The organism is Shewanella sp. HL-SH4 (assembly GCF_051164845.1).
Lineage (GTDB): Bacteria > Pseudomonadota > Gammaproteobacteria > Enterobacterales > Shewanellaceae > Shewanella > Shewanella glacialimarina.
Genome location: NZ_CP195036.1, coordinates 92,363 through 113,163, shown reverse-complemented (window position 1 = coordinate 113,163; position 20,801 = coordinate 92,363). Strand labels below are relative to the sequence as shown.

Sequence of the window (20,801 nt, the reverse complement as noted above, 5' to 3'; positions counted from 1 at the left end):
TTTGTGTGCGCCTTCAATAACGTCTTGGAGGACGCACATGGCTACACAACAACAATTAACCAGAAAGTTTAGAAATATATCGCGGGTATTAACTCGTTGTTCAAACATGAAAATCACTTTTAGTGGCAAAGGCGCATGGCACTCTGATGGCATTATTAATTTGCCTATCGGTGACTTTAGTAATGACGAATTTGTCACTATGAGTATAGGGTATTGTGACCATGAACTTGGTCATGAAAATTATACTAGCGGTGATTTTTACGAGCGAGCGTTTCATGAGTCTCCGTTTTTAAAAGGATTGCTCAACTCTTTAGATGACGCACATCAAGAAGCACGTTTGATAGCGGATTTTAAAGGATGTAAAACGTCACTACGTAAGTTAGTCGTTTTATGCAAAGAGAAAGGTATATTTATTAAACCCAGCTGCGAACACAATGAATCACTCATACTTAGAGCGTGGGTGTTATATGGTGCTCGCTCATTTAACGATCAACCGCTTGATGAGTATTACCGTTTTGCTGATGATTTATTGAAGCAAAAGTTCGGTGATGACTTTTATCGGGCAATTCACAAAATATTTAATTCATCTGTGATGCTAAAGCTCAATAGCACTGAAAAGTGTTATGACACAGCAAAGCAGATTTACGATTTATTTATGGCGTGGGTTGATGAACAAGAAAGCAATAACAATGACTCAGACGATGCCGACGGCTCAGACGATAGCGAAGATGATTTAAGTGACTCAGACGATGCCGATGGCACTGATGATAGCGAAGATGATTTAAGCGACTCAGACGATGCCGATGGCACTGATGATAGCGAAGATGATTTAAGTGACTCAGACGATGCCGATGGCACTGATGATAGCAAAGATGATTTAAGCGACTCAGATGATGCCGCTGGCTCAGACGATAGCGAAGATGATTTAAGCGACTCAGACGATGCCGATGGCTCAGACGATAGCGAAAATGATTTAAGCGACTCAGATGATGCCGATGGCACTGATGATAGCGAAGATGATTTAAGTGACTCAGACGATGCCGATGGCACTGATGATAGCAAAGATGATTTAAGCGACTCAGATGATGCCGCTGGCTCAGACGATGCCGATGGCTCAGACGATAGCGAAAATGATTTAAGCGACTCAGATGATGCCGATGGCACTGATGATAGCGAAGATGATTTAAGCGACTCAGACGATGCCGATGGCACTGATGATAGCGAAGATGATTTAAGTGACTCAGACGATGCCGATGGCTCAGACGATAGCGAAAATGATTTAAGCGACTCAGATGATGCCGACGGTTCAGACGATAGCGAAGAGCACTCAAAAGGAAGCGGTTCTAATACTCCTGCGAGAAGAAAAGCAGAAATCCTAGATTCACTTGATGATGATAGTTTCGATTTTCACGCTCAATTGCGCGAACAAATTGCTGATATGGCCAAAGACTTTGAAGGGTCTTTTATAAAGCCTATGAATGTAATACCTCAAAACCCAGTTTCTATCGATCAGGTCGGTGGATGCCATGTTGGTGAGACTCATAAATTAGTTTCAGGTTTAAAAAATCCGCTAAAGCGAATTTTTCATGATCAAAACTATTGTAAAAAGTCTCTCGACAAGAAAGGGGCAACGATTAGTTCGTCAAGAATATCGACTGTAGTAACAGGTAATAAACGCATTTTTGAAAGAGAGTCTATTCGTCGCTCGCCTAATGCTGTTATTAGTTTGTTAGTTGATAAATCAGGTTCAATGGGTGATGCAGATATGCGTATGGCTAACAGTGTTAGTTATGCCATGAGTGCAGCTCTTGACGGTATTAAAGGTGTCAAGAATATGGTTGGATATTATCCATCATATTTGTTGAATGACAGTGGTTATTACATTGATGAAGCACATTTAGAAATTGTTAAAACTTTCGACAAAAAGCCTAAAGCAAGTGATTTCAATATCACTGGTGCAGGCTCTACACCGACAGCACAAGCGGTAGTTTCTGCAATAGCTTATCTTGTTAATCGGGCAGAGCCGCGTAAATTACTTTTTGTAATTACGGATGGCGCTCCAGATAACATAGAAGAGCTAAAGCAATCGATAGCAGAAGCGAATGCGGTTGGTGTAAAAGTTTTTGGTATAGGGATTCGACGTGATGTTCAAGGTTTTGAAGATGCTGATTTTTCGGTAATTCAAAGTGAACAAGACCTCATTGTTGCTTTAACCAAAGGCTTAAGACACGCTTTTAAATAAGCAAAATTACATAACCCAAGGGGTGCATTACATCCCTTGGGGATTAGTGTGCTCCAAAATCGTCCTTGGAGGGCACACTATGAAAAATACAATCACAGAAATTAGAGCGAGTGGAATGATTGCTGTTTACGAAATTCGTAACGGTATCAAGGTACTTATTAGGGCTTCATGGAAATGGGGACCTCTTCTAACACGGTAAAAACAAATCAGGTGCTTCATTGAGGCACCTTTTACCCACGACTCGCGGAAACCACCAAAGTTTCTTTTAGCGAGGGGATTTTGGGGTTTTCGTGAGTTATTAGGAGAAAAAATTATGTATCAATCCACTCAATCTAAGATGAAAAAAGTAAAAACCTTGGTTAGTCAACGTGGCGGTTGGCGAAATGTTTTTGATCACTTCGGTGGTTTGAAACTCGCAATTGACCGTTACCCTGCACAAATCCCTTGTCCAAAATCAGGTCAAGGTAATACAGTTTTTCGTCTCGTCTCAGGATGGGAAGAAACAGGGCAGGCATTTCATAACCAGGAGGGTCGCTTAACAGACGGATTGAATGTCATAGCATTTTATTTGAATTGCTCTCTTAAAGAAGCAGCAGATGAAGTTTTACGCATCACTGGTGGAGACATCAGTACAATCAAGAAGCATGAAGTGGCCAAACAAATGAACCAAGAGAAAGTTTTATCATCAACATATTGTAGTAATGAAGAAAAGAACAAGCGATTAGCTGCATTGCAGAACGTATTTGCCGGTGCTATGCCAGCAGATCAATCACCAATCGCTATGAACTATTTACGCAGTCGAGGTTTAACTCTGACTGAAGCAGAAGTTCAGCGTTTTTCTGACACACTTGGGTTTCACCCTGGGTTAAGTTATTACTGCACTGATGATAAAAAATTCAAAGGTAAATATCCTGCACTACTTGGAATATTTAAAGATAAAGATGGCAACAACCTGACGATTCATCGCATCTACCTCAAGCCTGATGGCAGTGGTAAGGCAGAAGTGAGTAATCCTAAGAAAATGATGAGCCCTCCAGATTATATTGGTGGTGGCGCATTTCGATTAGGTGAACCGATTACTTTAGCTGGTGGCGGTAAATATTTAGGGGTAACAGAAGGCATTGAGACTGCGCTTGCGCTTTTTAATGCCAATCAGTTGCCTTGCTGGTCGTTGTACTCAGACACAGTATTAGCTTTGTTTGAACCAGACTCCGATATAACACACGTTGTTATTTGGGCTGACAAAGAACCTAGTGAAGCTGGTCTTAAATCTGCCAAAAAGTTGCAAGAAAAACTGAGAAATAAAGGTGTTACTTGCAAAATTGCATACCCTGACTTTCTCGACACAGCAAAAGAAGATTGGTTGGATGTATTTATAAATTGTCCAACTAACATTCGCGGCTATATTGCCCGGTGAATACTCCGTTACCGGCCCTTAATTGGGTCGGTAACTGGGTTGTTCATCTTTAAGCGCATCTATGTGTGTTTAGAGATGAGCAACCTTATTAACTTTTTAAATTAATGGAGATTCACTATGCATGTACAAGGTATTTATGATGTTAATTCACGCATTTTAACTGTTGGAATGGATAAGGCGTTTCGAGTCAGTGAGTCGATAGACTCGTTAGATCTGGAAGAGCGTTTAGAAAAACTAACGTTGTGGGCGCGTGATAATTCGTACATCGGAAAAAACAGTGTAATAGCTGAAATTTGACTGTGGATTGCAGGGGCGAGATTAGCCTCTGCAATAAACCTAAATCGATTCATTGAGTCGCTTTAGGTTTATTCAGTTCCACCAATCGTTTTTTTTATTCACTTGTTCTTTGTACCTTTTTTGGTACTCGTTCATTTGTTTAATAAAACGCATGTCAGCTAAACATGAGAAACATTAGCGGTTGCACTATTTACGAATATGCAATGACCGGTATAACGAATTTCAAAGCGAATGACGTTATATGAGAGCTATCTAGCTAACTTAACCTACCCACAGGGAGACAACTTTCCCTTTGGGATATTTGTCTTTCTACTACAAAAAGTCTGGAGGACATCTATGAATAAATTACACATCAATCAACACATTAAACTAAAAACGCTCACAAATCTGATTAAATTCGATTGTAAAAGCGGTTTTTGTGGTCAATGTAAATCAAAACTCATTAGCGGCAAGGTAAAACTCATTCAACAGCCAATAGCAATATTGGAACAGGATGAAATATTACCTTGTTGCTGTGTTTCGGTATCACCCATTGTCATACAGCAACTTTAGGAGTATCTCATGCAAAATATTGTTATAGATAATCTCATTGTTGTAGCCATGATAAAGGCAATTGGAAATATTCTCACAGCAGCTGTACCGTCGATTGTAACTTATTGGCTTGGTAAAAAGCTGTTGCGAGTTAGTAAACTACAGAAAAAGTTGAATACAGCTTTGAAAGATATTCAATTTTTACTGTTAGTTGAGGATCACCATTGCAAAGAGCATCTTGTTTTCCAGAAGAAGAGTAAAAAATTTACTATTAGAAATCAGGTTAAACAAGAGACAAATTTCGACTGGTCCGGTAAAAATACTTTATCAAGTATTGATAGAGCGATTGCATCTAATGATGACTTAAAACCAGTTATTAAAGATGTACCTATTCGACCAGCTAGATATTACTCAAAATATTAATTAAATAACCTACCCCATAAGGGCACTTAACCCTTGTGGTTTTTGTGTCCTTTAAATTTGGAGAGACACACTATGTTAAACGCTAAAGAAATCATCAATAAAATGAATGAACTATCAAATCAATTCGAGATGCCAAAAGCATATAAAGAAGATTTGAATATTGATTTTTCAATCATCAAGCAAGCTGAAACTCAATCCAACTCTACGGAATACATATGGATTTTACGACCAAATGGTACGTGTTTAATTCCACTTTATTGTGGTGCTAATCCGGTCCATGTATCCGCCTGGGAAAATAGTGATCATCGCTATTTTCATATAGCTGGTTCGAGTGTTAATCAAATCAACTATAAATTTGCACTGTCATTGGCAAACGAATATCCCTTCAATCCATCTAAAGTGACATCAATGTCGCAGTTGATGGATGATATGGATTTAATTTTGTCCGGTTCAATAGTGCAATCATCGGCATTTGACGTTGTACATTTAACCTCGTCTATTAGCTCATGGAGTCAATGGTATCGGTGGTTCGATTCAACAAAAAACACGATGATGGCTGATTTTATGACAAAGGCGATTAAGCAACACAAATTGCTGAATGATATTCGATTAGCTGCTTAATACCTGTTTGAATCACTAAGTAAATACAAAATGGAAAAACTAGCGACGGTTTAATCATAAACAAACGCTAAACCTATCCTGCCGGGATCACATACCCGCCAGGGAGGTTGTGATCCACAAATCTAGTTTAATTTTTTGGAGTAACAACTTATGGGCTTTTTCTCATTTAAAACTAGCGATACAAATGAATCGATTGCAATCATTCATACTCGACATCCTAATGCTGGGCGAACCGTCTATTTACTTCAACCTGACGGTGGACGACCAATTGCAGAGGCCGCTTACAATGGGTACGGCGATTTTGGTAATGTTGATGCTTATGCTTGGCTCGCTAAATTCAACTCACCTGATGTTGGCCATCTAGATTTGGTCGATGATGCAGAAATATTACGTCACATAGGAATTGAACTTTCGTTCGAAGCTCCAGATAAAATCAAATACCCGTTGAAATTCTCATTCAATGAGAAAGCGGTTTATGAATTATTACCTGCAGCTGAAGATTGCGAGTTTCAAGGTTTCTTATTCCCTGGAATAGCGATGTAATCAAAAATAATACTACCCTATGGGCATAATCACCCATAGGGATGATTGTGCCCTTTAAATCTTATTTGGAGAGACACAATGCAAGAGTTAACTAAATTAATCCCACTTCAACAAAAAAGTTTAGACGCCCAATTGCGGGCCTTTACTGGTGATGGTTTTGGCTATTCAAGCTTTCATAATGAAGGTGACAAATCCAAATTATCGCCTAGCGGCGTTTTAGTTCATATCCCTACCGGGAGGCGATTTGAAGTACCGTTGCCTGTTTTTACGCTAGCTGAGTTTGAAAAATGTCCTCATCATGACATTTGGAAGACAGAGCGTGATGACTGGGAGTGTTGGCCGGAAGTCAGACACAAATATATTGGAAAGCGTACTTTTTTATCTAATGTCAACGGTGCTACGGTTCTGATGATAGAAGGTATAGATTTCCTCATCCGATACTAAAACTACCCTATGGGCACAATATCCCATAGGGAATTGTGCCTTCAATGTCTTTGGAGGACGCAATATGTTAACTGCATACCAACAACACTTAGAAAATACCTATATTCAATTCAAACAAACATTACTGACTAAATCACTAATTGATTGTGATTTTAAAGTCGGGGATTTTGTTACGTTTACTAATGAAAATGGTGTTTTCTTTAGAGAGCCTAAGCGTGTGATTGGCTTTGATGATGGGACTACAATCAGTGGCGACCGATTTATTTATACCGAATCTGACGCTTACTGGTTTCCATCATTGCCTGCTCAATTAGACAAAGTTGAAAAAACTCAAACAGGCTGCTTGCTTGTACGAGAAGTAACACATTTACCATTGTATGAGTTTGAAAACGAAATCAGCTTCGATCCAAATTGGTCGCTGTTGATTAGTGAAGGCTCTTTGCATTGTGTTTGGTCCAATGATGCTCGTCGAGAGTTAGTGACGTATTGCGAAGGCGATATTATCTGGACGACAGCGTTAGATGAAACGCAGTATGGCTCCGAAATTAGACGCGTCATTGATTTTTTCAATGAGTGCTAGTGGAGGCGATACATGTTTACATCAAGCGTAGTCTCTTATCCAGAGCGCGGTAACTTTGGCAATTCTCAATACAGAGGCAACACAACGGGAAAAATCATCATTGATTTGATTGATAACTTTTTACCTGGAGATGGATTTTTTGTTGATCCAGCTGTAGGCGGGGGGACGACCATTGATGTTGTAAATCATTTAGGCATTGCAGATAGATTTGCGGGCTTTGATTTACACAGTGGTTTTAATCTTATTCGTGATGATTTAACCAGAGCTGTGGGGCAACATGCCGATCTTATCTTCTTTCATCCTCCTTATGGCGGCATGATCCAATATAGCGGCAATATGTGGGGCGAACCCCATAATGATGACCTCAGTCGCATGAGTGAATATGAGTTTGAGCAAGCTTTAAAACTTGCACTTATTAATATCTCTGATGCAACAAAAGCTGGTGGTCACTACGCTGTACTTATGGGTAATCAACGAAAGAATGGTAGCTACTATAATTGGTCTTCATTGACAGAAAAGTTAGCACCAGATCCGTTAGTTGATGAGGTCATAAAGTGCCAACACAATTGTGTTAGCGATACTCGTCAATATGCTAAACCGGTGATACGTATTCAACACGAAAAACTCTTAATTTTTAAGAAGTCGAGTATGGTTAATGCAGTGAGCAGTTTAGATTTAGCTTTAAAAGCTATTGATGCTAATTTGATGGCCGATTTATTGGTCACGTTAAAGCGAATGTTTCAGTGTTGCGATTGGTCTAAACAAGAGCTATTCGACACGTTAGAGCATTTGTCTAAAAGTAGCCACTTTGATTTGTTTGGTGCAATAGACTATTTATTAAATAGTCAGCACTTTTTAATCACTCAAAATGGCAAATACACCTTAGCTTAAATTCAAACTTGATAATCATTGTTGAATTAATTCAATGATATTTTCTACTACCCAATGGGAACATTTATCCCATTGGGGTAAGTGTTCCTAAATCGAGGACACACTTATGCAAACACCCCAAGAAACCCAAAATCCATATTTATTAATGGCAGGCATTGCTCGTGGTTCGTCAATTAGACGTATTCACACGCAATGGCGACCTGACAACTCAACAATAAATGTCGCCTCTTTTGGAATACCAGATAAAAACTGTGTTATTCACATAACGAGAAATGGACGCACTTGCTTGTCGATGGATATCAAGATTCTAGACAGGTATTCGATTGCATTAGCGATTGAACAAGCCAAAGACATTTTAGCTGAAATTTAAGACCTCAGCCCTTGAGACTCCATTTGTGGAGTTTCAAGGGCTTTTTCATGGGTGTCAATTGTTACATGTGAACTACTCGGCAACTAAAGTAAGCGAGATAGCATCGAACCTTTATTCAAAAAAACGCCATCTATTCATGGTTTAAAAAAGATAGGTTTACATATTGTAAACCTTAACTGCCGCTGGTATAGTTTACTAATAGTAAACGGGGTTCAAATGCACATAATATCAAGAAAGCCATTTGCCGACGCAATTAAGAAGCATCCAAATGATGCAGCGGCCATAGAAAACACTTATAACGTACTAAACCGAGGGGATTTTAAGAACCCACAGGAATTAAAGGCGGTGTTCGGTACCTTGGACAATTTTAAGTACAAGGATAAATGGTGGATTATCGACATTGGAGGCAACAATTTACGCATGCTGGCCTTTATCGAGTTTAGGCATAACAGAATTTATATAAAACATATTGTCACACACGCTGAATACGACGCTCTGTGTAAGAAGTACCGAAAATAGGAGGCGAAAATGTTATTTGTCGCAGATGTCACTAAAATGGCCGGGGTTATTACATCCCAACTCCCTATACTCAATGGCATTTCATCTGCTTCGGGGCATAGGCAGGCGCTGGCACTGATGGATGAGTTAATCGAACAGTACGATGATAACCTGATCATTATCGAGGCTCTGGGGAATGTCATTACTCGCTACGAAGATGAATCTGTAAGGTTTGAGGTATTCAACCACAGGCAGGGGGAGATTGACTCTGCTGTAGCCACGCTCAAGGTGTTGATGGATCAATATGGGTTGAACACGACTGACTTTGAGAACGAGATTGGTAAAAAAAGCATGGTTTCTCAGGTGTTGGCAGGGAAAAAGAACCTGACCCGAGAACATATTATGAACCTGGCACATCGTTTCGGCGTCAGTCCGGCGGTCTTCTTCTAACTGAAACAACATGAAGACTGAACTGTTAGACAAACTCCTTGCCGCTGGATTCTCTATGAGGATAAGGGACGACCGTTATTCTAAGGGCTTGTGGGTTTGCATCGCCCAGCACGGTCGAGATCTGGAAGATGTGGAGGATGCTTCTGATGCGGGTGATTTAGATATGATGCCAGCTACAGATTATCTGTTTTCTGCTGAATGGTTGCCGATTGTCTTGGGTAATAACTTGCTCGATGGCCTGTCAAAGTTGGAGCAAAGATTGGCGACCTTACCGTCCGAAGAGATGACTCTAGGTAGCACATGGTCAAATGCCGTCTGTGAAGCACTAGAACACCTGAGACAGATCTCTAATGCTTCGAAGGTGAACTACTTATATTTATTTCCCGAGTGGCCGTATCAGCACGAATGAATACTGCATACAACAGAACTTCGATTGATAATCCTGATACGCCGCTAGTGGCTATGTGGTTAATTGATATGCTGCACTATCCGATGATGAACTTTTATCACAACTTCTCCAACAGAGTAACTAGCAATGATTAATATACATACAAATTCGATTTATCTTAAGACACTTGTAGGTTTGGTAATTATCATAATTGGCATCCTGTTTTCTACGGCTGCGTTGTTCGCATTGGGTTTTATCACAAATTCACTGATCACTTATCTTGGGTTTGAATTAAAACAAATTAATACGAATGTATTTATGATCGGGGTTTTTACTTTGATGTTAGTAGCTTTGGCTACGAGTCTGATTTGCCTATTATATCAACTCGCAGAGAGCTTAGGTAAGATCGCTCTAAAACATTATGGCAAATCATTGAGGAAAGAATGATGTTAAGAAAACTGAACACTTTATATTTGATATTCATCCTTTTTCTTGGCTGCTTTTCAATTTATGAAAATATTGAATCGTTTTCCTGGGGCTCATTTATACTTGGGGTTTTATGTGGCCTACCCATTGCCACGTGTTGGCTAAAAAACAAATGGGTTGGTCCATTGCTGCTATCCTTCAGCATTGGAGGCTTCATCCTCAATGATATATACAACGTTTTCGACGTAGAGAGGCTTGTATTTTCAGGATTGATCTTCGGTACGCTAGTCGGCTTTGTACCAGGTTACCACCTTAATAAACCAGTAAGTATTTTATTGGCGCGCAATTGGTGCATAAATGATGGGTATATGAGTTTAGCCCATTATTTCGAGAGAAAATTAGAAAAATATAGGATACAACATGAACCATCGAAACATTAAACAGTCGCAGAGCGTAACTAATGATTATTGAAAAGGCAGTGTTTGGATCTCTTTTTTTTACTGTAATTGTGCAGGGGCTAAGACAATTATTACCAAATATTGTTGCTCTTCCAGTTAAGGTGCCATATGAAGGTCTTGAAAAGTTTAATCCTGATGTAGTCTTGAGGGTTACTTTCAGCTCTATATCTTTACTTTTGTCATTTCGATTGGTTCTATTTTTAGATTAATTACGTAGTAGGGTACAGCAGAGCATGTCCAAATTATTAACTGAGCTGATTGCCGCTTACACAAGTGATGTGCCTGATGCCGCTGAGACTGTTTTGAAAGGTCGTACACATTGCGAGTTGGTTAATTTGAGGTTTGTTTTCTGTATTCTTACCGAGCTGTCATTCTGGGGCTTTCTACATATTCGCTCTGGCTAATGGGATTCAAATTGGAATTGTAAAGAACGGCAAAATGGCTACATGTCGGTGGGCAATAATTATAAATAGTTGTTAATGCTTCACAATTTTCTGCGCCACAATAAGAAGCCCCAGGCTTATCGATGACAAACACATACATACGACTAGCAATGCTGACCATGCCATGCAAATCACAGTTAAGTACGAGTAGAACGCATCGTTCCTGATGAAAATGTCAGTCAACAACAATACAGCAACGATAAACACAAAGCCTTTCGCAGAACCGACCATATCTGCCCTTGAGGGTGTGAGGTAAAGCCCAATAGCGCTCACCAGTGTGGCCCACACAAGAAATTGAAAAGGCGCAACCGTAGATTGAAGTAATGAAGCGTAAGTGAACGTCAGTATATTCCAGTTAAGCTCAGCGTAAAAAGGAATGATATTCTCTGCTGGTGGCGCAATGCTGACAATAGACAGTAAGGCACTCACAAATTCTTGGCAGTTGGGTAACAGCATAACAGTGAGTAGGCCCGTCATGAGCACACCACCAAAAATTGGCGAGATACCGATAAAGAAACATCCTATGACATGGCGGGGATTGAGAGGGTTGTAAGAGTGTTCAACGAACCCCAGTGTTCCATTGGCCAGCGGGTTGTACCAGGACACTCTTAACACTTTGTGACCGAACAGCCTGCAGGCAAACCAGTGGGAAAACTCATGCACCGGCACAGCGATTATCCCTGTGATGCGGTTGAAGATATTGGGCTTGCGAATGGACAGCAAGATAAAGCACTTCTGCAGCAAGTGAAGCACTGACAAGGGAATAATGATACAGACAAAGCTTATCGCTAAGCTAACCAATGTATTGCCAAGAGACGACACAAGAACATCCAACATAGGGCCCCATTTGAACAAAATGTTAGATTTAGTGATAACACGCGGACTGATTGTACCTAGTCCGCCAATTGCCATCAATGCAACACAGAAATCTTTGGGTAAGGAAATTAGGCTTGCCTAAGCTCGAATGATAAAGCTTGCTACAAATTACCATTAAAAAATAAACAATGTGAGAGTCTCGAAAAGTGCCAACTGTAGCATTTTAGTTTTAAAACCGAATGGCTCATGCTAAAAAACACCATAGTTTGTCATCAATCCAAGTAAAAAAGCATGCTGTGCTTTGTTGCAAAGTGTTGGAGTTGTCCCGCTGATATTGAAAAAATCACCTTTACTATATAGAAATTTATTTAATGCCGGTTTTGTTTCACTATGTTTATCTTCTTCATTTAGACGGTTAGTGGAAATGAAAATGGTTTGAAAATCATCTGAATAAACGGGTTTAATTTGGTCTACTGCCAGGATGTTTAGGGTCATGTATAAATGCGCCATAAAAAATAACCAATAACGTGATATTAGTTAAAAATAACTTAGAAGTGTCAATTTAAGAAGTTCAATTTTTAAATGTTAATTTGGTGAAGCAACAACACTACCTCATACAGTCAATATTGTTAGTAATTGCTAGATACATAAAAATGGATTTATGAATAAAATAGATTAACGTTAATAGCAGATTGTTATAAGTTATTAAGTCACTTACATTAAATACAAAACCACAACACGACTAACTTGGGGTTCTGAAGTGAATGTGCTACAAAAGTAAGTTATTCAGATTGAATGGAAGTAACTAATTATGGCTAAAATACCAGTTGGATGTAGTCGCGACAATTTAAATTACTTACTTGATGTGATGGATGTTCCGAGTGGGAAAGCATGTAACTGCGTATGTCCATCATGCAGGGCTCCTTTAATTGCAAGGCACTGCAATGGTCATAGGGAAAGTCATTTTGCACACGATCCGGCTTATGAAAGTGAATACAACTATTCAGAATGTATACTGTCTTTTCATGTTGCCCTTAAATTAATGCTCAAACAGATTATGGCTACATCAACTGAAATTTTTCTACCTGAATATGAGGTAATAGAACCATACTCAGATGAAACAATTACGGTAACAAAAGAAAGGATGCTTAAGTTCGACTGTATTGGTATAGACATAAATGGTTTCGACGCAGTGATTCGCGTAAATAAATATCGATTGGCAATCATCATTACATACCCTGGCCGCCAAGTTACTCATAATACAAATTGTAGTGGAATTCATGGCATTCTAGAAATCGACCTAGATCTAATGCAAAGAAGCAGTCTAGCTCCTAAAGTTAGTTGGTCCGAAGCATTGTCAGGATCACTCATTCGCAAAACCCAAAGCAAACGATGGGTATGGCACGTTAATACTGATCCGCTACTAAAAGAAGCAAAAGAAAAATTTATGCAATTACAAGCAGACGAAAGAGGATTTATCAAAGAATCGATTTCAAGGCGTAGGGCTGAATACGCTGAAGTAAAAGCGAAACCACTAATGGTAAATGTTTATCGTTGCTACGAGTGCATTAAGGATTATTCTACACAAGATGCTATGGAACGGTGCCCCAAATGTAATACAAAATTACTTGTTACATCGATTGATCCTAAGTACTTTCAACGTTAATTAAACGCAATAGGATACACCATGACGATTTCATTCGAAGATTATGCAAAAAATTGATCTGCTTACTAACACTCTAGATACCGTCATCAACTTAGTAATTTGTTCTACAGCAATTATAATACCAGTATTATTGTTTAATTTATTACAGAGACTCTTCGTTAAGGGAGTTAAACACCGGCCCATAATTCTATTGCGGATGCTAGGGATGATTGCGGTACCGGTTCATGAGCTAAGTCACGCAGTCATGTGCATACTATTTAGACATAAAATAGATAAGGTTGTGTTGTTTGATATAAATCTTTCACATAAAGCACTTGGCTACGTTGAGCATAGCTATAATCCCGCATCACCTTTTCAAGTGATTGGATGCTTATTCATCGGGATTGCACCTATCTTTGGTGGGATTTTGGCTGTCTCACTATTAACAGTCGGGATGTTAGATAATGGCTATTCTTTTCTAATAGATCTGGCAAATGCAGGGTCTGCTTTACGGATAGAAACGCCTATTGATATGCTCTCCTTGTTTAGTACTAGCTTTGATATATGCTATTTACAGATAGGGATAGCTTTAAAAATTGATCCAGTAACAGCGGTAACTTGGATGTTTTTAGTCGGAACCATTGGCTTATATTTGTCACCGTCTTATGCCGATTTGAAGGGTAGCTTTAAAGGATTGTTGGTACTTATATTAGGAGTAATATTTACCCAGTGGTTTACAACGCAGCTTGATTTCACTTTCATTGAGAGCTTTCTAGTACCTCTTTCAACAATACTAATGATGACATTATTCCTATCGTTGGCCATATTTTTTATAGCCATCACAGTATCAACAATAGCTTATTGCGTAATTGATCGTTAAGGATAATATTTCTTGCGGTAAAACAAACATGATTATTAGCGTTGCAAAATAGATAACCCAAAATTAGCTCGTAGTCAAAATTTGCAGTTACTATACTCCCAGTGTTCGTTGTTGAGATGGCAAAATGAATGATAAATTGTTAGGGAAGCCTATTGGGGTAGCGAAGTACAATAATTTTTATAAACCTGAACAGGAAGCTGATGGAATAAATCCGTCAGCAACGACAGAGTTGAATGAACATGAGCCTATTCGCGTGGATACGGATATAGAACCTAGTTCTCATTCGGACAATAAAAATATAGAACTGATTTATAAAAGGCGTACAAAATTATTACTTGCTGTTTACCGAATAAATCGAAAAGGCGGTAGCCATCCTTATATTAGTCAATTGATTAAGGACTTCGGGGAGAAGGAAGGTTGTGAGGTCCAGGATATTCACAATGACCTAACACAATTAAGAGATCCTTCAATTTTCTTGTTTCACAAAACGACGCTTCAGCAGAGTTTGCAAAAGTTAAACGCTGAACTTGCAGCTGAAATATCTGATGCCATGCAGCAATCAGAGTCATTTACAGAGGACAGAATAGTTCACTTAGCGCTTAAATATAAAAGTACTCCTCGCAAAATAGCAAATGAAATCAAGAGGAACAAAACATTAAAAGCGAATTTTCAAAATTTAGAATCTGTAGATACTGTTGGGGCACTGAAAGCAATAAGGCGATATCTCTAATTAAAGATGCTGTATTAGTTTTTTATCAAAACTTGCTAAAAAATAATATACAAATGAGCAAATGAAATAATATAATGGAGTTTGATACATTGTTGATTGCGAAATCATAATGTGTCCTCCAAACTACGGGAGGGGTCCTGTAGGGAAAAAAACCAGTCTTTGACTGGTTTTTTTTCGCCCTAAACTCGCATTATATTTATTAATCTCTACCTCGGTGTTGTTTATTCCACGTTTAAAGAAATAGTCAAGACTCCATCCGTAAGATTCAGCCTTACACTTCTAAATTAATTCGCTTTTTTAACAAGCTTGAACCCAACGTATTTTTAGATGAAATACGCCTTACTATTCCATTGTATAAAGGCTAATTTGTAGCCTCTCCGTTTCCTACCAATAAGGCGCTAGCCCATAGTAATTAGGGCATGTAGCACTTCAGCTTGTCTTGTATTAATTAAACTGACACTATAAGCGCACCAGTCCTGTTTGCGGTGCGTTTACATTGAAAGGAAGACCGATAACTAATAGTGAACTTTGGGTTGATTTGATCGGTAAAAATTGTGGTCGAAAATCAGAGTTTAGAGAACGTAATAAGCTAGCGTTAGTTCTAATGAATTACTGCGGGATAAGACCTATTGAGTTATGCCTTATCACTAACCAACTACTGATATCTTCAACGGGTTTGCTTAATGAGCTATTCATAATGCCTGAGTCAATATCTTTTGACGGCAATGAACGACCTATACCTCTAAGCAATGAAGAGGTAAAAAATGCCATAGAGTGTTACCTAAAGTGGTTAATCGACAGAGGTGTTAATACTCACCCAAGTCAATCGTATCTTGGTTTGAATCCCAATTTGCCCTTGTTCGTGAACGATCTATATAGGGAATTTGGACTACAACATCGTGGTAAAAAAGTTGATGGAAGTAAAAAGCTGCTCCCTATTTCGATGAATAAATTAATCGACTCTCTTATCGTAAAAGCAGGGTTAAACGATTGCGGTGTCGATAGAAGCTCATTTATTAAGAGCTTTGTAATAGAAGGGTACAGATCTGGTTTATCTGTAAACGATTTAATCATCATTGGTGGTATGTCCGACACTACGGTTAAAACCTATTTAGCAGCAGATTTAGAGCAATATAGCCCGATAACAGAATGGTTTATTGAGCGCGGAATTAGGAAGCAACACAGGCTAGAGTCCTTAAGGAAAATGAGGCGGTTTAAAATATGAAAAAGTTCAAGTTTATTAATAAACAATCGCTTAAAGAGTTCAAAGCCTTACCTGATAAAGTTCAAAAGCGGTTTGGTAACGATTTGAACGCGATAGCCCAAAACAAAGTCCCATTCTCAAAATATAAGCACATACAAGACTCTGTAGGTATCGGGGCGGTTGAGCTGATCGAGAATGGCCGACCAGCATATCGGACTATCTACGTGGCTAAATTTGAAGGGGTCATATACATACTTCATTCATTTACTAAGACCACGAATGGGGTTGACCGTCAGGCTATGAAAACTGCCAAAGCGCGTTATAAGTTAATGATGGCAGAGATTGATAAATAATTTATATCAGTGCTTGTATGTATATCACTATTGATATATTGTGTTTATATGTTAAACAATTAGGTAAATGATTATGTCTCTGGAATTTGACAACATCTTTGAAGCCGTGGTTGAGGAAGGCTCAGAAGCCTCAGACCTACAAACACGTTCAGATTTAATGATTGTAGTGCGTGACATCATCAATGCAAAGAAATGGTCACAGACTGAAGCTGCGGAGCAAATGGGATTAACTCAACCGCGAGTTAGTGATCTGGTTAATGGTCGCATTGAAAAGTTTAGCATCGATAAGCTGATGAACTGCTTGTATCGCATCGGTTATCGATTTAAGCCGACATACAGTAATGGTCAGTTGTCGATGGACGTTCAAACCGTAAAAGCGGCATAAAGGAAATATTTGTCATGGCTGATGAAGCAAAAATCGTTATAAATAACCAAGTATTGACTGAGGCACAATCGGCAACTGTTCGTGTTGCTTTAGAGAGTTTTGCCCAAGAATTGCAAACCGATGGACTTGGAAGTGATGAGCATGGAAAGACCATGACTAAGCTCTACCTGGAACGTATTTCTGAAATACGCAAACCACTTTATCAAGAGTTATTTCATAGTAGGAAAAAAGCATGAATTACGCACAAGGTGAAGTCTCATTTGAGTTCAAAAACATTCTAAAAACTAAGCTAAAAAATGCGAGAACTGAGCAAGATTTAGATCAGGTGCTCAACGAAATTCACGATGCTGCATTGGAATGTAAAAATAATCCTGACGGCCTAAGAGCTGCTGTGAAATTATTAAAAAGCTGATATGGGATACAGAGAAGTATGAAAAAAGATCCACAAATCAAAACGGACAGATTGCTTCTAGCCTCTGTGCCTATCGGCGGGTTGATTATTTTTTTAATTTCTTACTTTTTACCGCAGTTGATAGATAAATTATCTTAATGGGAAACAGCATGGCTCTGGAAACGGTACAACGTAAATGTTGCAAGCAGTGTTTGTTCTCAAAAAACAAAATTGTTTCAGATTCACGTAAGGCCGAAATACTTGAAGATTGCGAGCAAAACAACAGTCACTTTCAGTGCCATAAAGCAACAATTAAAGGGGTGAAAGGTACATGTCGTGCCTTTTATGATAAATGCACAAATCCTGCTATATCGGCAATGCTAGAAAGCATCGGTGAAGTAGAATTTGTTGATATTGATTAGGTGGGAAACAGAATATGGCTCTATTAATGACTACTTCATTGCAAGGACTAATGACGTTAAGGTTGTATGTAATTTGTCACTTTCCGCTTGGATTGCTATTGATTTTTTTGGGCGATATATACACAAATTTAGTTAAAGATTATACACATGAGCCTGATATCACAAGTTTGGCTTATGAGTTTAATGATTTCCTGTTTCCGCATGGCTATATATCGTTTTTGCTAATTGCATTTCTGTTCACGTTATCCAGATTAATATTTGATGAAAAAGTTGAAAAGCATACTTTAGAGCGCATGAAGAATGGGAGCGCTGCGGATCAAGCTTTTTTACATGGCTTGTCCTTGATGTTTATAGGCGGCATCGTTTACTTAGCTTTTTATGTAATTGTGGATTCACCTGTTCGAATGATTTTTCTATGAATCATGACTGCTAGATTGAGATTAATGGCTGATTCAACAATTTTGATATGGGATACTGAAAATGAGTAAGACACAAGGTAATGTTATTAAGGTATTTGGTGAGTGGTTTGTTACGGATTGTGGGGTGGAATGTCCAAGTGCCGAATATGTGATTTCATTTAGTCGCTTGAATGAAAGAAATTGGATCGATCATGTGTCCAAAAAAACATGGGTGGATATGGATGATTTTGGTTCTGCTTTTGAGTTTGCTAAGTCTTATCAAGCGTAAAGCGAACACTTATTAATCGTTAATTAACGTAATAGGATACTTATGAATACCCAAGTGTTTTTCGCCAGGATAACTTATTCTCTGCCAGCTATTGCGATGTTTTTAATCGTTTCATCTGGACTCGATAACCTTTTGGGGGAGTTTATTTACAACATGTTATTTTGGAGTTCGTTAGGGATATCAACAGTGATTTTCATTTATGCATTATTTGGACTTGCAGAAAAAGAGGATCAAACTTCTGTACCAATTCCTGACAATGTTACTAATCTATACAATCACGAAGAGTCGTAATATTTTGATGGTGGGAAACAGCATGATGGATTTTGTACTGCCTATATTATGTATTGTGGTGCTTTCATACATTGTTAGAGCTATTGTTTCTCGTTCAAGTTATGCCGTGGATAAGTCCAGTAATGCATTGAAAAAGAAGTTTATCGTTATTAATGTTGTCACGTATCTCGCTATAGCTGGCTACGCAATTTTTTATAACTTTGGGTAGAAAACATACACATAATGCAAACTTTGAACTTAGCACTTTTATTAACCTTGTTAGATAAGGAAATAGCTTCAAAAGAGGCTGAGATTAATCACTCTATTTCGCAAGATTGGTTTGATAAGGCTGCAAAATTAAACAACGAAATATGCGGCTTAAATAGAGCTAGAATGATCGCGCAAAGTGGCGATTGCCACGTATAGGAGACAGCTAATGACTGTGCCTTTATGGGAAGTACAAAGAAAGCTACACGCAGAAGGTGAGCAAGCAATTAGGTTTTCCGTTCATAAGTTAAACCCGTATAACTGTGGCAAAGAAACTACGCTAGAGGAAGCTGTACGTTGCATGGCTTGTCAATCACGTTTTGCAGCTACCCACTCATTCGTTGAAAGTAAAACAAACGAGCCTTTAGATTTGCGAATTGAAATAGCTAATCAAACAACTGTACCAATGTTGGGTGAGTTTCTATCAGTCTACATATCAAACGGCAATGAGAGATATTTATCTCGGTAATCTCCCCATTTTTAACTGAGATCAAAAGTAGAGATTTAGGCCACTAGTGCCAGTTTTTGCTTTGGTGGGACACCACCAATTGCTGTATTGGGTCTTTCATTGTTATAAAACCATAGCCATTGTGTCGCATGTTCCTGTACCTCGGCAATACTATTCCAAAGATATTGGCTCAGCCATTCGTATCGCACAGTCCGATTATAGCGTTCTACATAAGCATTCTGCTGTGGATTGCCAGGCTGAATAAATTTCAGTTCTACATCGTGTTTTTCAGCCCATGCAGCCAGCACCGCACTGATGTACTCTGGACCGTTATCACTGCGTATTTGTTTCGGTTTTCCACGCCATTCGATGATTTGCTCCAAGGTTCTGACCACACGCTCTGCTGGTAAGGAGAAGTCGACCTCTATCGCCAAGCCTTCACGGTTGTAATCATCAATCACGTTCAATAACCTAATGCTGCGACCATCTTCAAGTTGGTCATGCATAAAGTCCATAGACCAACATTCATTGATTGCCTCAGGCACCGCCAATGCGTCCGGTTTATCACGCTTCAAGCGTTTCTTCGGCTTAATCCGTAGGTTTAGCTCCAATTCACGGTAAATTCTATACACTCGCTTATGGTTCCATCGGTAGCGTTTCACGTTACGTAAAAAGTAATAACACAGCCCAAATCCCCAACTTCTATGGGTCGATGTTAGTCGCTGTAACCAATCAGCAATCACAGCGTTTTCACCGCTGAGTTTTGCCTGATAGCGATAACAGCTCTCACTGAGTCCAAACAAGGCACAGGCAAATGCGATTGGAATGGCTTTATCATGCACCGCCTTTTGCGCCAGCTCCCGCCGCCGCGACGGCTTTACCACTTTTTTTCGATGGCCTCTTTGAGTATTTCGGCTTTTAGACGCTCTTCGGCATACATTTTTTTGAGTCGTGAATTTTCAGCCTCTAACTCTTTCAATCGCGCCATCATAGAGGCGTCCATGCCGCCAAATTTGGCCCGCCACTTGTAGAAGGTAGCCGAGCTCATGCCGTGCTCACGGCACAGCCCCGGAACTGGGGTGCCAGCTTCGGCTTGCTTGAGGATAGCCAAGATTTGGCTGTCGCTAAATTTTGATGTTTTCATGCAGAATCTCCCTGCGTATATAGTACGAGAAAATTCTACTTTTGAAATCAGCTTTTTTTAGGGGGATTACCTCTCAGTTTATTGTTACTGAAAGTAAGTCTCACTATTTCTTTTTAGACTTTAGCATGGCAGCGGCC

Annotated in this window: 31 protein-coding genes; 28 read left to right on the top strand and 3 right to left on the bottom strand. The window is 39.1% G+C overall.

Going from position 1 to position 20,801, the window contains the following annotated elements; translation table 11 throughout:
- The first annotated feature begins 37 nt into the window (after positions 1-37).
- The 15 genes from ACRWQL_RS00560 (at position 38) to ACRWQL_RS00490 (ending at position 10,983) form a co-directional block, all read left to right on the top strand.
- Positions 38-2,242, top strand: a complete 2,205-nt coding sequence (locus tag ACRWQL_RS00560; protein ID WP_434949624.1) for a hypothetical protein — start codon at positions 38-40, stop codon at positions 2,240-2,242.
- 313 nt (positions 2,243-2,555) lie between these two features.
- Positions 2,556-3,659 carry a DUF7146 domain-containing protein gene (locus ACRWQL_RS00555; RefSeq protein ID WP_432363794.1) on the top strand — a complete coding sequence of 368 codons (1,104 nt, stop codon included), beginning with the start codon at positions 2,556-2,558 and terminating at the stop codon, positions 3,657-3,659.
- Between the two features lie 117 nt (positions 3,660-3,776).
- Entirely contained in the window at positions 3,777-3,956 is a 180-nt protein-coding gene (locus ACRWQL_RS00550; protein ID WP_432363792.1) for a hypothetical protein, read from the top strand.
- Positions 3,957-4,187: 231 nt separating this feature from the next.
- Positions 4,188-4,508: a 2Fe-2S iron-sulfur cluster-binding protein gene (locus ACRWQL_RS00545; RefSeq protein WP_432363790.1), complete on the top strand. Its 321-nt coding sequence runs from the start codon at positions 4,188-4,190 to the stop codon at positions 4,506-4,508.
- Positions 4,509-4,517: 9 nt separating this feature from the next.
- Positions 4,518-4,910, top strand: coding sequence for a hypothetical protein (locus ACRWQL_RS00540; RefSeq protein WP_432363788.1), 393 nt, complete (start codon positions 4,518-4,520; stop codon positions 4,908-4,910).
- Positions 4,911-4,982: 72 nt separating this feature from the next.
- Positions 4,983-5,531 carry a hypothetical protein gene (locus ACRWQL_RS00535; RefSeq protein WP_432363786.1) on the top strand — a complete coding sequence of 183 codons (549 nt, stop codon included), beginning with the start codon at positions 4,983-4,985 and terminating at the stop codon, positions 5,529-5,531.
- Between the two features lie 150 nt (positions 5,532-5,681).
- Positions 5,682-6,074 carry a hypothetical protein gene (locus ACRWQL_RS00530; protein ID WP_432363784.1) on the top strand — a complete coding sequence of 131 codons (393 nt, stop codon included), beginning with the start codon at positions 5,682-5,684 and terminating at the stop codon, positions 6,072-6,074.
- A 78-nt stretch (positions 6,075-6,152) separates the two neighbouring features.
- Positions 6,153-6,518, top strand: a complete 366-nt coding sequence (locus tag ACRWQL_RS00525; RefSeq protein ID WP_432363782.1) for a hypothetical protein — start codon at positions 6,153-6,155, stop codon at positions 6,516-6,518.
- Between the two features lie 64 nt (positions 6,519-6,582).
- Positions 6,583-7,098, top strand: coding sequence for a hypothetical protein (locus ACRWQL_RS00520; protein ID WP_432363780.1), 516 nt, complete (start codon positions 6,583-6,585; stop codon positions 7,096-7,098).
- Positions 7,099-7,110: 12 nt separating this feature from the next.
- Positions 7,111-7,989, top strand: coding sequence for a hypothetical protein (locus ACRWQL_RS00515; protein ID WP_434949620.1), 879 nt, complete (start codon positions 7,111-7,113; stop codon positions 7,987-7,989).
- 106 nt (positions 7,990-8,095) lie between these two features.
- Entirely contained in the window at positions 8,096-8,359 is a 264-nt protein-coding gene (locus tag ACRWQL_RS00510; RefSeq protein ID WP_432363776.1) for a hypothetical protein, read from the top strand.
- A 216-nt stretch (positions 8,360-8,575) separates the two neighbouring features.
- Entirely contained in the window at positions 8,576-8,878 is a 303-nt protein-coding gene (locus ACRWQL_RS00505; RefSeq protein WP_432363774.1) for a type II toxin-antitoxin system HigB family toxin, read from the top strand.
- Positions 8,879-8,887: 9 nt separating this feature from the next.
- Complete coding sequence (locus ACRWQL_RS00500; RefSeq protein ID WP_434949618.1) at positions 8,888-9,307, top strand: helix-turn-helix domain-containing protein; 420 nt, start codon at positions 8,888-8,890, stop codon at positions 9,305-9,307.
- A 10-nt stretch (positions 9,308-9,317) separates the two neighbouring features.
- The gene (locus tag ACRWQL_RS00495) at positions 9,318-9,716 is read left to right on the top strand and encodes a hypothetical protein (RefSeq protein ID WP_434949617.1); all 399 of its coding nucleotides are present in this window, start codon (positions 9,318-9,320) and stop codon (positions 9,714-9,716) included.
- Between the two features lie 1,096 nt (positions 9,717-10,812).
- Positions 10,813-10,983 (top strand): hypothetical protein, encoded by a 171-nt coding sequence (locus ACRWQL_RS00490; RefSeq protein WP_434949616.1) that lies wholly within the window; start codon positions 10,813-10,815, stop codon positions 10,981-10,983.
- 72 nt (positions 10,984-11,055) lie between these two features.
- On the opposite strand, the gene ACRWQL_RS00485 is transcribed toward ACRWQL_RS00490, so the two are convergent.
- Both ACRWQL_RS00485 and ACRWQL_RS00480 read right to left on the bottom strand, forming a co-directional pair.
- On the bottom strand, positions 11,056-11,859 hold the full coding sequence (locus ACRWQL_RS00485; protein WP_434949614.1) for a hypothetical protein: 804 nt from the start codon (positions 11,857-11,859) through the stop codon (positions 11,056-11,058).
- A gap of 228 nt (positions 11,860-12,087) precedes the next feature.
- On the bottom strand, positions 12,088-12,333 hold the full coding sequence (locus ACRWQL_RS00480; RefSeq protein ID WP_434949612.1) for a hypothetical protein: 246 nt from the start codon (positions 12,331-12,333) through the stop codon (positions 12,088-12,090).
- A 316-nt stretch (positions 12,334-12,649) separates the two neighbouring features.
- Here ACRWQL_RS00480 and ACRWQL_RS00475 point away from each other — a divergent pair, with 316 nt between their 5' ends.
- The 13 genes from ACRWQL_RS00475 to ACRWQL_RS00415 all read left to right on the top strand — a co-directional run bounded on the left by ACRWQL_RS00475 (position 12,650) and on the right by ACRWQL_RS00415 (position 19,541).
- Positions 12,650-13,504 (top strand): hypothetical protein, encoded by an 855-nt coding sequence (locus ACRWQL_RS00475; RefSeq protein ID WP_434949610.1) that lies wholly within the window; start codon positions 12,650-12,652, stop codon positions 13,502-13,504.
- Between the two features lie 205 nt (positions 13,505-13,709).
- Positions 13,710-14,363: a hypothetical protein gene (locus tag ACRWQL_RS00470; RefSeq protein WP_434949608.1), complete on the top strand. Its 654-nt coding sequence runs from the start codon at positions 13,710-13,712 to the stop codon at positions 14,361-14,363.
- 124 nt (positions 14,364-14,487) lie between these two features.
- The gene (locus ACRWQL_RS00465) at positions 14,488-15,093 is read left to right on the top strand and encodes a hypothetical protein (RefSeq protein WP_434949606.1); all 606 of its coding nucleotides are present in this window, start codon (positions 14,488-14,490) and stop codon (positions 15,091-15,093) included.
- Positions 15,094-15,790: 697 nt separating this feature from the next.
- Positions 15,791-16,318 (top strand): integrase, encoded by a 528-nt coding sequence (locus ACRWQL_RS00460; RefSeq protein ID WP_434949605.1) that lies wholly within the window; start codon positions 15,791-15,793, stop codon positions 16,316-16,318.
- The gene (locus ACRWQL_RS00455; RefSeq protein WP_434949603.1) at positions 16,315-16,650 is read left to right on the top strand and encodes a type II toxin-antitoxin system RelE/ParE family toxin; all 336 of its coding nucleotides are present in this window, start codon (positions 16,315-16,317) and stop codon (positions 16,648-16,650) included. The genes ACRWQL_RS00460 and ACRWQL_RS00455 overlap by 4 nt, the downstream gene beginning before the upstream one ends.
- A gap of 73 nt (positions 16,651-16,723) precedes the next feature.
- Positions 16,724-17,035 carry a helix-turn-helix domain-containing protein gene (locus ACRWQL_RS00450; protein WP_434949800.1) on the top strand — a complete coding sequence of 104 codons (312 nt, stop codon included), beginning with the start codon at positions 16,724-16,726 and terminating at the stop codon, positions 17,033-17,035.
- A gap of 14 nt (positions 17,036-17,049) precedes the next feature.
- Positions 17,050-17,271, top strand: a complete 222-nt coding sequence (locus ACRWQL_RS00445; protein WP_434949799.1) for a hypothetical protein — start codon at positions 17,050-17,052, stop codon at positions 17,269-17,271.
- Positions 17,268-17,447: a hypothetical protein gene (locus tag ACRWQL_RS00440; RefSeq protein ID WP_432363744.1), complete on the top strand. Its 180-nt coding sequence runs from the start codon at positions 17,268-17,270 to the stop codon at positions 17,445-17,447. Before ACRWQL_RS00445 ends, ACRWQL_RS00440 begins: the two co-directional genes overlap by 4 nt.
- 149 nt (positions 17,448-17,596) lie before the next feature.
- Positions 17,597-17,848: a hypothetical protein gene (locus tag ACRWQL_RS00435; protein ID WP_434949797.1), complete on the top strand. Its 252-nt coding sequence runs from the start codon at positions 17,597-17,599 to the stop codon at positions 17,846-17,848.
- A gap of 14 nt (positions 17,849-17,862) precedes the next feature.
- Complete coding sequence (locus tag ACRWQL_RS00430; RefSeq protein WP_434949795.1) at positions 17,863-18,267, top strand: hypothetical protein; 405 nt, start codon at positions 17,863-17,865, stop codon at positions 18,265-18,267.
- A gap of 61 nt (positions 18,268-18,328) precedes the next feature.
- The gene (locus ACRWQL_RS00425) at positions 18,329-18,535 is read left to right on the top strand and encodes a hypothetical protein (RefSeq protein ID WP_434949793.1); all 207 of its coding nucleotides are present in this window, start codon (positions 18,329-18,331) and stop codon (positions 18,533-18,535) included.
- Between the two features lie 42 nt (positions 18,536-18,577).
- Positions 18,578-18,826, top strand: a complete 249-nt coding sequence (locus tag ACRWQL_RS00420) for a hypothetical protein (RefSeq protein ID WP_434949791.1) — start codon at positions 18,578-18,580, stop codon at positions 18,824-18,826.
- A 415-nt stretch (positions 18,827-19,241) separates the two neighbouring features.
- The gene (locus ACRWQL_RS00415) at positions 19,242-19,541 is read left to right on the top strand and encodes a hypothetical protein (protein WP_434949789.1); all 300 of its coding nucleotides are present in this window, start codon (positions 19,242-19,244) and stop codon (positions 19,539-19,541) included.
- Positions 19,542-19,576: 35 nt separating this feature from the next.
- Here the strand turns inward: ACRWQL_RS00415 and ACRWQL_RS00410 are convergent.
- Positions 19,577-20,664 (bottom strand): IS3 family transposase gene (locus ACRWQL_RS00410; RefSeq protein WP_188923338.1). Its coding sequence is split into 2 segments (ribosomal slippage): positions 19,577-20,403 and positions 20,403-20,664, totalling 1,089 coding nucleotides; the frame shifts between segments, so codons are not numbered across the junction.
- Positions 20,665-20,801: the final 137 nt, after the last annotated feature.